We start from the raw sequence: 14,362 nt of genomic DNA, 5'->3' as shown, positions 1-14,362 counted from the left end.
GCGGGGGCTACGGGGATCGGGTCAGCGGGAGGGCCGAGGCGGCCTGGCCTCAGCCCGCGGGGGCACTCGACGGGGTGTTCGGAGGGGTACTTCCCGGCATGTGGGGCGCATTCAGACGGGGCAGGCCCTCGTGCAGCACCCCGCCCACCGTGAAGAAGGAGCCGAAGACCAGGATTCTATCCGCCGGGTCCGCTCCGGCGAGCGCCGCGTGCAGCGCGGCCATCGGATCCGGGTGGGTGTTCACGGCGGCCTTGGGCAAAGTGACAGGGCCGGGCTGGGCCTGCAGGGCGCGCACCAGGTCGGCCAGCTGTTGCGCCGATGCGGCACGGGGCGTGGGCAGGTCGCAGCAGTGCCAGGCATCCACCAGCGGCAGCAGTTTTTCCACCATGCCGGCCATGTCTTTGTCAGCCATGGCGCCCCACACCACGTGCGTGCGCGGGAAAAAGCCCATCTGGTCCAGGTTCACGGCCAGCGTGGCGGCCGCGTGCGGGTTGTGGGCCACATCCAGGATCAGCGTGGGCTGGCCCGGCACGATCTGGAAACGGCCCGGCAGCTCGACGGTGGCCAGACCGGTGCGCACTGCCTGGGCCGGCACCGGCAGGCGGTTGCGCACGGCTTCCAGCGCGGCCAGCACGCCCGAGGCGTTCAGCAACTGGTTGGCGCCGCGCAGCGAGGGATAGGCCATGCCGTTGAAGCGCTTGTTGCGCCCGCCCCAGGACCACTGCTGGCGGTCACCCGCATAGTTGTGGTCGCGACCGAACAGCCAGAGGTCTGCGCCCAGGGATTCGGCATGCGCCACGACGCTGCCAGGCACCTTGGGATCAGAGACGACCACTGGGCGACCTGCCCGCATGATGCCGGCCTTCTCGCTGCCGATGGCCTCGCGATCCGGGCCCAGGAACTCCATGTGGTCCAGGTCGATGCTGGTGATCACCGCGCAGTCGGCATCGATGATGTTGACGGCGTCCAGGCGGCCACCCAGGCCCACTTCCAGGATCACCGCGTCCAGCCCGGCCTGGGCCATGAGGCGCATGATCGCCAGGGTCGTGAATTCGAAGTACGTCAGCGGCATGTCACCGCGCGCCTGCTCGACCGCCTCGAAATGCGGCAGAAACTCATCGGCCTTCGCAGGGGTGCCGTTGATGCGGCAACGCTCTTCGAAGTGCACCAGATGGGGCGATCCGTACACGCCGGTGCGGTAGCCGGCGGACATCAGGATGCCCTCCAGCATGGCGCAGGTCGAGCCCTTGCCATTGGTGCCCGCCACGGTAAAGACTACCGGGGCGCCATCAGCAGCCTCCTGGCCTGCAGCGGCATCGACGACGGGCGTACCCAGGGTGATGCCCATGCGCTGCCACACGCTGGTCACACGCTCCAAGCCCAGTTCGATCTGGGCGGTGTGCAGGCGTTCACAGTGGGCCAGCCAATCGGCCAGGGTCGCGTGGCGGGAGGTCATGGACAAGAGGTCAGACAAAGGATCAGAGGAAGGCGACTGGCAGATCGGGGCAAAGGCCCCAAATCACAAGGGCTACAAGGGCTCTGGCCACGCTGACAACGTGCCGCGACGGCAGCAGGGCTCGGACGTTAGGCGGAACCTGAGGCCCGTGGACGACACCAGACGTGTCACGGGCCACCCGAAGGCAGCCCGTGGGGATTCATCAGCAGTTCGAGAGCGTGTCAGCGGCGCGATACGCCTCACACCAGCGCGTCAGCCGGCTGGCGCAGCAGCATCGCCAACTGGCGTGCGATGGTCTGCTTGAGCTCACGGCGGTCGATGATCATGTCGATGGCGCCCTGCTGCAGCAGGAACTCGGCGCGCTGGAAGCCCTCGGGCAGCTTCTCGCGCACGGTGTTCTCGATCACGCGGGGGCCGGCGAAGCCCACCAGGGCTTTGGGCTCGGCGATCACCACGTCGCCCATGAAGGCGAAGCTGGCGGACACGCCGCCCATGGTCGGGTCGGTCAGCACGCTGATGTAGGGCAACTTGGCCTTGGCCAGGCGCGTGAGCGCGGCGTTGGTCTTGGCCATCTGCATCAGGCTCAGCAGGCCTTCCTGCATGCGGGCGCCGCCGGTGGCCGTGAAGGACACGAAAGGCGTCTTCTGATCAACGGCGGTTTCGACGCCACGCGCGAAACGCTCGCCCACCACGGAGCCCATTGAGCCGCCCATGAAGTCGAACTCGAAGCACGCCGTCACCAGGGCGATGCCGTGCACCGAGCCGCCCAGCACCACCAGCGCATCGGTCTCGCCGGTGGCTTCCATGGCCTGCTTCAGGCGATCAGGGTACTTCTTGTTATCGCGGAACTTCAGCGCGTCGACCGGCAGGATTTCCTGGCCGATCTCGTAACGGCCCTCGGCATCCAGGAAGGCATCCAGGCGCTCACGGGCACCGATGCGGTTGTGGAAGCTGCACTTAGGGCAGACGTACTGGTTAGCGCTCAGATCGCTCTTGTAGAGCACCGTTTCGCACGAAGGGCACTTGGTCCACAGGCCCTCGGGCATGGTGCGCCGTTCAGCCGGGTCGGTCGGCTGAATCTTGGGCGGCAGCAGTTTTTCGAGCCAGCTCATGACGAAGGTCCTTTCAGGGAATCGAGCGCCGCACGGATATCAGCAATGAACGCGCCCGCGGCGGCGGCGATGGTCTCACGGCTTTGCGTTTCAAGCAATTGCACGATGCGGGAACCGATGACGACTGCATCGGACACGGCGGCGACGGCCTTGGCCGTTTCTGCATCGCGGATCCCGAAACCGACGCCCACGGGGATGTGGACGTGCTGGCGAATGCGGGGAATGGTGGCGGCGACCTGGGTAGTGTCCAGATGACCAGCGCCCGTCACGCCCTTGAGCGAGACGTAGTAGACGTAACCGCTGGCGATGCGACCGACCGAGGCCATGCGCTCCTCCGTGGAGGTGGGTGCCAGCAGGAAGATGGGGGCCAGGCCCTGGCTCTTCAAGGTGGCGGCGAACTCTTCGCACTCTTCTGGTGGGTAGTCCACCACGAGAACGCCATCCACGCCGGCAGCGCGGGCTTCCTTGACGAAGGCACCGGGGCCGTGGGTCAGGTCGTAGCGCTCGATCGGGTTGGCGTAGCCCATCAACACCACGGGGGTGGTGGTGTTGCGGGTGCGGAAACGCCGCACATCGGCCAGCACATGCAGCAAAGAGATGCCGTGGGCCAGGGCCCGCTCGGCGGCGGCCTGGATCACAGGGCCATCGGCCATCGGATCGCTGAAAGGCACGCCCAGCTCGATCACGTCGGCACCGGCATCGGCCATGGCCCACATCAGTTCGGGCGACAGGTCAGGATAGGGATCGCCGCAGTGGATGAAGGGGATCAGGGCCTTGCGGCCTTGTTCGCGCAGGTTTGCGAAGGTGACGTCGATGCGGTTCATGCCGGGCACGTTGGATGCACTGCTCATGCCTGGCTCCCTTGATCACCCGCAGGAGTAGCGCCCTTGACGGTCACGCCGCGCTGCGACGGACGATCATAGAACTCGGTGCCGGACAGGTCAGCCACGGTGCCAATGTCCTTGTCGCCACGGCCGGACAGGTTCACCAGGATGTGCTGATCCGGGCGCATGGTGGCGGCCAGCTTCATGCCGTAGGCCACGGCGTGGCTGGATTCCAGCGCAGGGATGATGCCTTCGGTGCGGCACAGGCGATGGAAGGCGGCCAGCGCCTCCTTGTCGGTGATGCCGACGTACTCGGCGCGGCCGATGTCCTTCAGGTAGGCGTGCTCAGGGCCCACGCCGGGGTAGTCCAGGCCGGCCGAGATCGAATGCGTCTCGGTGATCTGGCCGTTCGCATCCTGCAGCAGGTAGGTGCGGTTGCCGTGCAGCACGCCGGGCGAGCCCAACTGCAGGGACATCGAATGCTTGTCGCTGTCGTAGCCCTCACCCGCCGCCTCGACACCGATCAGGCGCACGTTTTCATGCGGGATATAGGGATAGAAGATGCCCATGGCGTTGCTGCCACCACCCACGCAGGCGATGACGGCATCCGGCTGGCGGCCGATCTTGGTGGGCATCTGCGTGAGGCACTCTTCGCCGATCACGCTCTGGAAATCGCGCACCATGGCCGGATACGGCGCGGGGCCGGCCACCGTGCCGATGATGTAGAAGGTGTTCTCGACGTTGGTGACCCAGTCGCGCATGGCCTCGTTGAGGGCATCCTTCAGCGTCTTGCTGCCGGATTCGACCGGCACCACCCGGGCACCCAGCAGGTGCATGCGGTAGACGTTGGGCGACTGGCGCTTCACATCTTCGGAGCCCATGTAGACCACGCACTCCATGCCGAAGCGGGCGCAGATGGTGGCCGTGGCCACGCCATGCTGGCCAGCACCGGTCTCGGCGATCACGCGGGGCTTGCCCATGCGCTTGGCCAGCAGGGCCTGGCCGATGGTGTTGTTGACCTTGTGCGCGCCAGTATGGTTCAGATCTTCACGCTTGAGGTAGATCTGCGCGCCACCGATCTCGCTGCTCAGACGGGCCGCGTGGTAGATCGGGCTGGGGCGTCCGACGAAATCGGCCAGCTCGCGGTGGAATTCGGCGACGAACTCCGGATCGTTGCGGTAGTGTTCGTAGGCGACCTTGAGTTCGTCCAGCGCGTGGACCAGGGTCTCGGAGACGAAGGAGCCGCCGTACGGGCCGAAATGGCCGCGGGCGTCGGGCTGTTGGTAGTTCAGCATGAGGCTTTCATGGGTTCAGTCGCGCGGGGCTGGCTCACGGAATCATCGCATGGGGAGTCGGCACATTGCCGGTCGGCCGCCCGCACGGCCTGGCAGAACTGGCGCACCAGCGCCGGGTCCTTCAGGCCCTTGCCCGCCTCGACGCCGGAGCTCACGTCCACCCCCCAGGGGCGGACCTGGCGCACGCCGTCGGCCACGTTGCCCGGGTGCAGCCCGCCTGACAGGATCATCGAGCGCGGCAGCGTACGGGGCAGCAAAGACCAGTCGAATACCTGACCGCCCCCGCCATAACCGTCGACGTGGGCGTCGACCAGCAGGGCCTGGGCGCTCGGGTAGCCAAGGGCGAAGTTTAACAAATCGAAACCTGGGCCCATCCGGGCAGCGCGCAGGTAGGCCCGCCCTGCCCGGTCACAGTCGGCCTGCGCTTCATCACCGTGAAATTGCAGCAGCGCGTGCGGAACAGCCTCAACAGCCTGCTTCAGCAGCGAATCATCGGCATTGACCAGCAAAATCACCGGCGTGATGAACGGAGGCAGCAGGCGCGCAAGCTCCGCAGCGCGTGCCGGGCTGACATACCGGGGGCTTTTCGGGTACAGCACGAAGCCCACGGCATCGGCACCGGCCTGGGCAGCGACCTCCACATCGGATTCGCGGGTGAGACCGCAGATCTTGATGCGGGTGCGGTGGTCAGCGGGAAGTAGCATCCGGGAACGCAAGGCCAGCGCGATTACCTGGCCCGAAGCTGGAAAGGCCCAATTGTCTCAAAAACGACTGTGTCGGGATAGCGGCGCGATCAAGGTCGAGGGGTATTGGCGCTCAGACAGGCAGCCAGGCCAGCGCCGGCGTCACATTGGGCAAGCCCCATTTGTCGTCGTAGCGCGGCCCCAGGAAGTACAGCCCGTCCGGCGAAAACGTGGGGGCCGCGGCATCCCGGTCCCGCGCATCGAGCACCACCTGCATCCATTCGGGCGGCTGGTTGCCACTGCCGACCGCGATCAGGCAGCCCATAATGTTGCGGATCATGTGGTGCAGGAAGGCCTGCCCCTCGAAATCGAAACGCCAGTAGACATGTGCGGCGAAGGCTCCTTGGCGCGGCCCTGCCGAGCCGACCGGCAGACGCGGCACCTGCCCGGCATCCGGTGAGCCCGCGCCAACCGGTAAGGCGGGCGCGGCGCAGCGGGTAATATGAATCTCGCGCAGCAGCTTGACCGGTGTGGGCGACTGGCACTGCGCCGCCCGGAAGCTGCTGAAATCATGCTCGCCGATCAGGCAGGCGGCGGCGGCCTGCATGGCCGCCAGATCCAGCGGCCTGAACACCCAGCTCACCTGCCCGACCTCCAACGCTGGGCGCACCGGAGCTTCCAGCACGATGAAGGCATAGCGCCGCCCCTGGGCGCTGTTGCGCGCATGGAAAGCGGGCGGCACCTCCACGGCCCATTGCACGGCGATGTCGGGCGGCAGGAAGCTGTTGGCGCCCCGCACCCACGAAAAGGGCTCGCGGTGCAGATCGGTGTCCAGGTGCACGACCTGGTTGATGCCATGTACCCCGGCATCCGTGCGGCCTGCACAGACCACGGAGATCGACATGGTGGCAAAGGCGGAGAGCGCCTTCTCCAAGGCCCCTTGCACGGTGGCCACGCCAGCCCCCTGGCTCTGCCAGCCGTGGTAGGCCGAGCCCCGGTAAGAAACGCCAAGGGCGACCCGTCGGGTCGCCCTCGTGGCGGGAGGGGCCGCAGCCCCCTGCCCTTCACTCATGGATCAAGGCCTCGCGCTCATCCCAGGCTGTCGAGCATGGCCTGGGCCTTGGCACGCAGGGCGCCATCGGCTTGGGCCACCACTTCCTGGAGCAGCTCACGAGCACCGTCCACATCACCGATGTGGCGGAATTCTTCGGCCAGCTCCAGCTTGCGGGCCAGCGGGTTGTCCGCCAGATCCTCGACCACCGAGCCACCAGCAGCGGCGTCTGCCGGTGCGGGCTCACCCAAATCCAGGCTGATGCCCGACAGGTCGAAGTCCATCGGCGCGGTCGGTGCAGGGCTGGGCGCGGCGGCCTGCACCGGTGCAGGCGCCGGAGCCGCGGGCGTGCCGGCATCCAGCGGCAGGTCGAAGTCCAGCGACAGGTCATCGGCCGCCGGGGCCGGTGGCGCCACGGAAGGCTGGGCCTGGTAGGCGCCAGTCAGCGGGGGCACGTCATCCAGCGAAGGCGGCTCGTCGGACAGGGGCACGGGGGCCGAGATATCCAGGTCGATGCCCAGGTCATCGTCGTCCTTGGTGTAGACCTGCTGCGGCGCCTGCGAGGCAGGTGCCGGCTCATGCAGGGGCGGCATCTCCGATAGCGGCACGGTGCTGGCACCCAGGGGCTCCTGGTACACCGGCTCCTGCGGCATCTGGGCCGACGGCTGGCCACCCGGCTGGTACAGCGGGTTCTCGGGGTCGATGCTCAGGCCCATCTCCTGGGCATGCAACCAGTCATCGCCCACACCACCAGTGAGGGTGAACAGCTGGCCAGCCAGCTGCTCGAAGCCCTTGGTGTCACGACGCTTGGCGTAGACTTCAAGGAGCTTGGTGCGGATCGCCAGGCGGTCCGGGTTGCTGCGCAGTGCTTCCTTGAGGATTTCCTCGGCCTGCAGGTCACGGCCATAGGCCAGGTACACATCGGCCTCGGCCACCGGATCCACGTCGCCAATGGCGTCGAGCTGGCTGAGCGAATAGCTCATGGACGAGGGACCGCCCGTGGCATCACGCGTATCGACGCGCTGGCCACCGCTGGCACCGAAGAACGAATCGGGCTGCAGGCGGCTTTCCAGGAAGGACGTCTCGGCGCTGTCCGACTTGCGGCGCGAACGGGCGTACAACCCCAGGCCGGCGATCAAGGCGATGCCTGCACCGGCACCCGCCAGGAGCAGCGGATCGATCGATTCGAACAGGCTGAGGGACGAAGGCTCGGCCTCGGGCACAGGGATCTGCACAGGCTTGGGCAGCGTGGGAGCAGCCACTGATGCGGGCTCTGCCACGGAAGCGGCTTGCGAAGCGGCATCGGCCACCTGGGTGGCAGAGCCGGAGGCCACATCGGATGCTGGCTCAGCGGCCACGGGTGCGCTGGCGGGCACCGAGGCTGCAGGGCTGGGCACGAAGGCCGGTGCGGCAACAGGCGCAGGCGCAGGCGCTGGTGCGGGCACGGGCACGGGAGCCGGCGCTGGCGCCGGAACCGGAGCAGGCTTGGGTGCAGGAACCGGCGCGGGCTTGGGCGCAGGCGCTGGTGCAGCGGCCGGCTTCGGCTGGTTGGATTGCTCCTTGAGCTTGCGCAGCTCATCAAGGTTGCGCGAGAGTTCGGCCACACGGGTGTTGGCGTCCTTCTCGGCACGCGCCTTGGCCAGGCGATCCTCGGCGGCTTGGCCGGCGGTTGCGCCGCCCTTGCTCAGCGTGAGCTTGTCAGGTGCGGGCGTTGCTGCCTGCTTGCGGTCTTGCACCTCGGCCTCGATCTTGCCGGAGGCCTGGCGTTCACGGGTGCTGGCAACCGACTCGGTCACGCCTGCAGCCAGGCGCTGGCGGTAGGCCGCGAAGTCGGAGCTTTGCGCCGTGATGATCTGGCGCGCCTCAGGCTGCGAGATCGAGGTGGCCTTGTCGGCATCGGGCACGTTGAGCACCACGCCCGACTTCAGCCGGTTCATGTTGTTGCCCTGGAAGGCGTGCGGGTTGCCTCGGTACAGGCCCACGATCATCTGATCGAGCGACACACCGGCAGGCAGGTTCTTCTCGGCGATCTTGGACAGCGTGTCACCACTGCGCACCTTGACGCTCTGCGCATCCGAATCGCGGGGCGTGGGGGCCGCGGCCTCGACGGGCGCCGGAGCAGGCACAGGGGCTGCGGGGCGTGGTGCGGGCGCCTGGGCACGCACAGGGGCAGAAGCCGGCGCGAAAGCGGCCGATGCGGAGGGACGTGTCGGGCGAGGCGCAGGCGCGGGGCGCGTGGCGGGCTCGGCCACCACGGCAGGTGCGGGTGCAGGCACAGGGGATGCAGCACGGGCCGGTGCGGGCACGGGTGCAGGTGCGGCAGGCGCATCCATCACCGGAGCGGTCAGCGGCTGAGGCGCGGCCGCACGCGGCGTGGCCGGATCGAACAGCAGCGTGTACTCGCGCACCAGGCGGCCCGACGACCAGGCCAGATCCAGGATGGCATCCACAAACGGTTCCGACACCGTGCGGTCGCTGCTCAGACGCAACACCGAACGGCCATCGGCGCGCTTTTGCAGGGTGATCGTGGTGGCGGCCAGCACGGCGTTGTAATCGACGCCGGCAGCACGGTAGGTTTCTGCACTGGCCACGCGGGCCTGCAGCGAGGCGGCTTCCTCGTTCGTGATGCTGGTGATCTCGATTTCGGCCCGCAAGGGCTCACCCAGCGCCGACTGCACGTTCAAACGGCCCAGACCCAGTGCCCATGACGCCAATGGCGCCAGGGACAACGCAGAAAAGGCCGCTGCGAGCGCGACCTTTTTCACGGTGAAGGGCGAAACAGAAGGCTGGGGCAGGTGCCCCACTGACAACGATCGATCTTTCAAAGCGTCCCCCGAGTCGTTTCAGCCCAGGATCCGCAGAGTGCCCCGATGCTGAACGATAGAAGAAATCACAATAGCATCAAGAGGATAGGGAAACAAGCTCACGCAAATACTGATCTGCGTGAAACACTCGCTTATCCCTACCCTCCTGTTGCCGGACGGCGCCGATTGTCGCCGCACGGCAACATGGCGTCGTCACAACTTGTTTCAGCGCTCAGGGATCAGGCGTCCAGCAGGATGCGCAGCATGCGGCGCAGCGGCTCGGCGGCACCCCACAGCAGCTGGTCACCGATGGTGAAGGCGCCGACGTACTCAGGGCCCATGGCCAGCTTGCGGATGCGGCCCACGGGGATCGTCAGCGTGCCTGTCACGGCCACGGGCGTCAGATCCGTGATGGAGGCTTCACGCGTGTTGGGCACGACCTTGGCCCAGGGGTTGTCGGCGGCGATCATCGCTTCGATGTCGGCCACGGGCACGTCCTTGCGCAGCTTGAAGGTCAAGGCCTGGCTGTGGCAGCGCATGGCGCCGATGCGGATGCAGAAGCCATCAACGGGGATCGGGGCCGAGCCAAAACCTTCGCCCAGGCCGAGGATCTTGTTGGTCTCGGCCATGCCCTTCCATTCTTCCTTGGACTGGCCGTTGCCCAGGTCCTTGTCGATCCAGGGGATCAGCGAGCCACCCAGGGGCACGCCGAAGTTGGCGGTCTCAGCGGCGGTGAGCGAACGCTGCTTGTCGATGATCTTGCGGTCGATCTCGAGGATGGCGCTCTTGGGGTCGTCCAGCAGGGCCTTGACCTCGGCGTTCAGCGTGCCGTACTGCGTGAGCAGTTCGCGCATGTGCTGGGCTCCACCGCCCGATGCGGCCTGGTAGGTCTGCGTGGACATCCACTCGACCAGGCCGGCCTTGTACAGCGCACCCACGCCCATCAGCATGCAGCTGACGGTGCAGTTGCCGCCGACCCAGTTCTTGCCGCCGTCGGACAGCGCGTTCTTGATCACCGGCATGTTGACCGGGTCCAGGATGATGACGGCATCGTCCTTCATGCGCAGGGTCGACGCGGCATCGATCCAGTGGCCGTTCCAGCCGGCGGCGCGCAGCTTGGGGAACACCTCGGTGGTGTAGTCGCCGCCCTGGGCCGTGATGATGATGTCGCAGCGCTTGAGTTCGTTGATGTCGAACGCGTCCTTGAGCGTGGTCTCGTTCTTGGCCACGGCCGGGGCCTTGCCGCCCGCGTTGCTCGTGCTGAAGAACAGCGGCTCGATCAGGGCGAAATCGCCCTCGGCCTGCATGCGGTCCATGAGCACCGAGCCGACCATGCCGCGCCAGCCCACCAATCCAACCAGTTTCGTCGCCATGATGAAAATCCTTTTAACTTCGCCTCAGAGGGTATTGAGTTCTCGCGGGGTCACTGCGCCTTGAGCGCGGTCACCACGGCTTCGCCCATCTGGGCGGTGCCGACCTTTTGCGTGCCTTCGCTGTAGATGTCGGCGGTGCGCAGGCCTTGCTCCAGCACGGCTTGCACAGCGCGCTCGATGCGGGCGGCGGCTTCTTCCTGGTTCAGGCTGAAGCGCAGCATCATCGCGGCCGACAGGATGGTGGCCAGCGGGTTGGCCACGCCCTTGCCGGCAATGTCAGGCGCAGAACCATGGCTGGGCTCGTACAGGCCCTGGCCCTTGGCATTCAGCGAGGCCGAGGGCAGCATGCCGATGGAGCCCGTCAGCATGGCTGCGGCGTCGGACAGGATGTCGCCGAACATGTTGCCGGTCACGACCACGTCAAAGCGCTTGGGCGCTTTGACCAGCTGCATCGCGGCGTTGTCCACGTACATGTGGTCCAGCTCGATGTCGGGGTACTGGGCATGCACATCGGTGACCACGTCCTTCCAGAACTGGAAGGTTTCCAGCACGTTGGCCTTGTCCACGCTGGTGACGCGCTTGCTGCGCTTGCGGGCGGCCTGGAAGGCCACGTGCGCGATGCGCTCGATCTCAGGCTTGCTGTAGCGCATCGTGTCGAAGGCTTCAGGGGCGCCCTTGAACTCGCCATCGGGTGCCTCGCGGCGGCCACGCGGCTGGCCAAAGTAGATGTCGCCAGTCAGCTCACGGATGATGAGGATGTCCAGGCCAGCCACCAGTTCGGGCTTGAGGCTGGAGGCGTGCGTGAGCTGCGGATAGCAAATGGCCGGGCGGAAGTTGGCGAACAGGCCCATGTTCTTGCGCAGGCCCAGGATGGCCTGCTCGGGGCGCAGGGGCCGGTCGAGCTTGTCGTACTTCCAGTCGCCCACCGAACCGAACAGCACGGCGTCGGAGTCCATGGCCAGCTTCAGGGTGTGCTCGGGCAGCGGGTGGCCGTGGGCGTCGTAGGCGGCGCCGCCGACCTTGGCTTCTTCGAGCTCGAAAGGCAGGTCCAGCACCTTGAGAACCTTGACGGCCTCGGTGATGATTTCGGGACCGATGCCGTCGCCCGGCAGCACTGCAATCTTCATGACCATGGGAATCTCAGCGGAGGTTGATTTAAACGATGCGGTGGTTCAGCCAGGGCTTCTGGGCCAGGCGTTCGGCTTCATAGGCCTTGATCTTGTCTGCATGGCGCAGGGTCAGGCCGATGTCGTCGAAACCATTGAGCAGGCAGAACTTGCGGAAGGGCTGCACGTCGAAGGCCAGCTCGCCGCCATCGGGCTTGACCACGACCTGCTTTTCCAGGTCGATGGTGAGCTGGTAGCCGGGGAAGACCATCACTTCGTTGAACAGGTTGTCCACCTGCAGCTCGCTCAGCACGATCGGCAGCAGACCGTTCTTGAAGCTGTTGTTGAAGAAGATGTCGGCGAAGCTGGGCGCGATGATGGCGCGAAAGCCGTACTGATCGAGTGCCCACGGCGCGTGCTCACGGCTGGAGCCGCAACCGAAGTTCTTGCGCGCGATCAGGATCGACGCACCCGCGTAGCGCGGCTGGTTGAGCACAAAATCCGGGTTGGGCTTGCGCGAGGCCGAGTCCTGGCCAGGCTCGCCCACATCGAGGTAGCGCCATTCGTCGAACAGGTTGGGGCCGAAGCCCGTGCGCTTGATCGACTTCAGGTACTGCTTGGGGATGATCGCGTCTGTATCGACGTTTTCCCGGTCCATCGGGGCCACAAGCCCCTGGTGAATGCGAAATGCTTGCATGGTGGCAATGCCTTGCTGGATTACTTGGCCGCGCCGGAGATGGCGCCGCCTGCGCGTTGGATGTCCTGACCCAGACCGTGCACGGTGTTACAACCCGCTAGCGCCATCAGGGCCACGGCGGCGATCAGGGAAACGAAGCGCTTCGACATGAAGGGGTACTCCAGGGTCAAGAAAGGTGCATCAGGCGATGCGGCGAACGTCGACGAAGTGGCCTTCCATCGCGGCCGCCGCGGCCATCGCCGGGCTGACCAGGTGGGTGCGGCCACCGGCGCCCTGCCGGCCTTCGAAGTTGCGGTTGCTGGTGGAGGCGCAGCGCTCGCCCGGATCCAGCCGGTCGGCGTTCATGGCCAGGCACATGGAGCAACCGGGCTCACGCCACTCGAATCCCGCCGCCTTGAAGATCTGATCCAGACCTTCACGCTCGGCCTGCTCCTTGACCAGGCCGGAGCCCGGCACGACCAGGGCCAGCTTGACGTTGGAGGCCACATGCCCACCGATGCGCTTGACCACGGCGGCGGCCTCGCGCATGTCTTCGATGCGGGAGTTGGTGCACGAACCGATGAAGACCTTGTCGATGCGAATGTCGCTCATGGCCTTGTTGGGCTCGAGCGCCATGTACGTCAGCGCGCGCTCCATGGCCGAGCGCTTGACTGGATCCTTTTCCTTGTCGGGATCAGGCACGCGGTCGTTCACGCCGATGACCATCTCGGGCGAGGTGCCCCAACTGACCTGCGGCTCGATCTGGGAAGCATCCAGCTCGACCACGGCATCCCAATGGGCGTCCGGGTCGGAATGCAGCGTGCGCCAGTAGGCCACGGCCTGCTCCCATTCGACACCGGTGGGCGTGAAGGGACGGCCCTTGACGTAGTTGATCGTGTTGTCGTCCACAGCCACAAGGCCGGCGCGCGCGCCGCCTTCGATGGCCATGTTGCAGACCGTCATGCGGCCTTCCATGCTCAGAGCGCGGATGGCGCTGCCGGCGAACTCGATGGTGTAGCCCGTGCCGCCGGCGGTGCCGATCCTGGCGATGATGGCCAGCACGATGTCTTTGGCGCTGCAGCCCTTGCCCAGGGTGCCTTCGACCTTGATCAGCATGTTCTTGGCCTTCTTGGCCAGCAGCGTCTGCGTGGCCATGACGTGCTCGACCTCGGACGTGCCAATGCCGTGAGCCAGCGCACCGAAGGCGCCATGCGTCGAGGTGTGGCTGTCGCCGCAGACGACCGTCATGCCGGGCAGCGTGGCGCCCTGCTCCGGGCCGATCACGTGGACGATGCCCTGGCGCTTGTCGCTCATCTTGAACTGCGTGATGCCGAAGCGGTCGCAGTTGGTGTCGAGCGTGTCGACCTGCAGCTTGGACACCGGGTCCTGGATGCCATCGCGACGGTCGGTGGTCGGTACATTGTGGTCGCTCACGGCCAGGTTGGCCGACAGGCGCCACATCTTGCGGCCAGCGATGTCCAGGCCTTCGAAGGCCTGCGGGCTGGTCACTTCATGCAGCAGTTGGCGATCGATGTAGAGCACGGCGGTGCCGTCATCTTCGGTGTGGACGACGTGTTCGTCCCAGAGCTTGTCGTAGAGGGTGCGTCCCATGGTGGCAAGGGCCCTTGGCGGGCTGGTATCGAGCGTGGGTAGGCGCATACAGCGGGGAAACGTCGATTTTAAGACATTGGCCCCGCGAGCGCGAGGGTTATGCCCCCTGGGCCTCGGGGTTACAGGCAGTAATAGGCTGAGGCGCGGTTGCCAATACCCTTGGCTGAGCATTGCTGGATATTCAAATGCGAGTTATTTCGTCGGCCCTGCAAAACCCCGCCAACCCGCATGAACACTGGGTTTGCGCCGGTACCGCTGGGTGAGTGATCCCCCGAGAATCGTTGCATCACGATTTGATTTCTGGGAGTTTTGCCGATGGCTCAGCCCGACAGCGCCGACTTCTTCCGCCAGCCGCTGGCCGAGATGATCGA

12 protein-coding genes are annotated in these 14,362 nt (G+C 66.3%); all 12 read right to left on the bottom strand.

Going from position 1 to position 14,362, the window contains the following annotated elements:
- Positions 1 to 49: 49 nt before the first annotated feature.
- On the bottom strand, positions 50 to 1,456 hold the full coding sequence (folC, locus tag WAQ08_RS01475; protein WP_422188889.1) for a bifunctional tetrahydrofolate synthase/dihydrofolate synthase: 1,407 nt from the start codon (positions 1,454 to 1,456) through the stop codon (positions 50 to 52).
- Between the two features lie 239 nt (positions 1,457 to 1,695).
- A complete protein-coding gene (gene accD, locus WAQ08_RS01470; protein WP_422188864.1) occupies positions 1,696 to 2,568 on the bottom strand; it encodes an acetyl-CoA carboxylase, carboxyltransferase subunit beta in 873 nt (290 codons plus the stop codon).
- Positions 2,565 to 3,392, bottom strand: a complete 828-nt coding sequence (gene trpA / locus WAQ08_RS01465; protein ID WP_422188888.1) for a tryptophan synthase subunit alpha — start codon at positions 3,390 to 3,392, stop codon at positions 2,565 to 2,567. The genes accD and trpA overlap by 4 nt, the downstream gene beginning before the upstream one ends.
- A gap of 23 nt (positions 3,393 to 3,415) precedes the next feature.
- Positions 3,416 to 4,687, bottom strand: coding sequence for a tryptophan synthase subunit beta (gene trpB / locus WAQ08_RS01460; protein WP_422188863.1), 1,272 nt, complete (start codon positions 4,685 to 4,687; stop codon positions 3,416 to 3,418).
- A complete protein-coding gene (locus tag WAQ08_RS01455; RefSeq protein WP_422188862.1) occupies positions 4,681 to 5,391 on the bottom strand; it encodes a phosphoribosylanthranilate isomerase in 711 nt (236 codons plus the stop codon). Before WAQ08_RS01455 ends, trpB begins: the two co-directional genes overlap by 7 nt.
- A 112-nt stretch (positions 5,392 to 5,503) precedes the next feature.
- Positions 5,504 to 6,442 (bottom strand): tRNA pseudouridine(38-40) synthase TruA, encoded by a 939-nt coding sequence (gene truA, locus WAQ08_RS01450; protein WP_422188861.1) that lies wholly within the window; start codon positions 6,440 to 6,442, stop codon positions 5,504 to 5,506.
- A gap of 17 nt (positions 6,443 to 6,459) precedes the next feature.
- Positions 6,460 to 9,186 carry a FimV/HubP family polar landmark protein gene (locus WAQ08_RS01445; protein WP_422188860.1) on the bottom strand — a complete coding sequence of 909 codons (2,727 nt, stop codon included), beginning with the start codon at positions 9,184 to 9,186 and terminating at the stop codon, positions 6,460 to 6,462.
- Between the two features lie 278 nt (positions 9,187 to 9,464).
- On the bottom strand, positions 9,465 to 10,598 hold the full coding sequence (gene asd / locus WAQ08_RS01440; protein WP_422188859.1) for an aspartate-semialdehyde dehydrogenase: 1,134 nt from the start codon (positions 10,596 to 10,598) through the stop codon (positions 9,465 to 9,467).
- Positions 10,599 to 10,648: 50 nt separating this feature from the next.
- Positions 10,649 to 11,725 carry a 3-isopropylmalate dehydrogenase gene (gene leuB, locus WAQ08_RS01435; RefSeq protein ID WP_422188887.1) on the bottom strand — a complete coding sequence of 359 codons (1,077 nt, stop codon included), beginning with the start codon at positions 11,723 to 11,725 and terminating at the stop codon, positions 10,649 to 10,651.
- A gap of 28 nt (positions 11,726 to 11,753) precedes the next feature.
- A complete protein-coding gene (gene leuD, locus WAQ08_RS01430; protein ID WP_422188858.1) occupies positions 11,754 to 12,401 on the bottom strand; it encodes a 3-isopropylmalate dehydratase small subunit in 648 nt (215 codons plus the stop codon).
- 20 nt (positions 12,402 to 12,421) lie between these two features.
- Positions 12,422 to 12,550 carry an entericidin A/B family lipoprotein gene (locus tag WAQ08_RS01425; protein WP_422188857.1) on the bottom strand — a complete coding sequence of 43 codons (129 nt, stop codon included), beginning with the start codon at positions 12,548 to 12,550 and terminating at the stop codon, positions 12,422 to 12,424.
- Positions 12,551 to 12,581: 31 nt separating this feature from the next.
- Positions 12,582 to 13,991: a 3-isopropylmalate dehydratase large subunit gene (leuC, locus tag WAQ08_RS01420; RefSeq protein ID WP_422188856.1), complete on the bottom strand. Its 1,410-nt coding sequence runs from the start codon at positions 13,989 to 13,991 to the stop codon at positions 12,582 to 12,584.
- Between the last annotated feature and the right edge of the window lie 371 nt (positions 13,992 to 14,362).

Source organism: Aquabacterium sp. (assembly GCF_049274795.1).
Lineage (GTDB): Bacteria > Pseudomonadota > Gammaproteobacteria > Burkholderiales > Burkholderiaceae_C > Aquabacterium.
This window is presented reverse-complemented; position numbering and strand designations above follow the sequence as displayed.

What these genes read in the sequence shown, in the direction of transcription:
- accD (WP_422188864.1), bottom strand. Translation starts at nt 2,568, where the DNA reads ATGAGCTGGCTCGAAAAACTGCTGCCGCCCAAGATTCAGCCGACCGAC.
- trpA (WP_422188888.1), bottom strand. Translation starts at nt 3,392, where the DNA reads ATGAACCGCATCGACGTCACCTTCGCAAACCTGCGCGAACAAGGCCGC.
- trpB (WP_422188863.1), bottom strand. Translation starts at nt 4,687, where the DNA reads ATGCTGAACTACCAACAGCCCGACGCCCGCGGCCATTTCGGCCCGTAC.
- leuB (WP_422188887.1), bottom strand. Translation starts at nt 11,725, where the DNA reads ATGAAGATTGCAGTGCTGCCGGGCGACGGCATCGGTCCCGAAATCATC.
- folC (WP_422188889.1), bottom strand. Translation starts at nt 1,456, where the DNA reads ATGACCTCCCGCCACGCGACCCTGGCCGATTGGCTGGCCCACTGTGAA.
- WAQ08_RS01455 (WP_422188862.1), bottom strand. Translation starts at nt 5,391, where the DNA reads ATGCTACTTCCCGCTGACCACCGCACCCGCATCAAGATCTGCGGTCTC.
- truA (WP_422188861.1), bottom strand. Translation starts at nt 6,442, where the DNA reads ATGAGTGAAGGGCAGGGGGCTGCGGCCCCTCCCGCCACGAGGGCGACC.
- leuD (WP_422188858.1), bottom strand. Translation starts at nt 12,401, where the DNA reads ATGCAAGCATTTCGCATTCACCAGGGGCTTGTGGCCCCGATGGACCGG.
- leuC (WP_422188856.1), bottom strand. Translation starts at nt 13,991, where the DNA reads ATGGGACGCACCCTCTACGACAAGCTCTGGGACGAACACGTCGTCCAC.
- asd (WP_422188859.1), bottom strand. Translation starts at nt 10,598, where the DNA reads ATGGCGACGAAACTGGTTGGATTGGTGGGCTGGCGCGGCATGGTCGGC.
- WAQ08_RS01425 (WP_422188857.1), bottom strand. Translation starts at nt 12,550, where the DNA reads ATGTCGAAGCGCTTCGTTTCCCTGATCGCCGCCGTGGCCCTGATGGCG.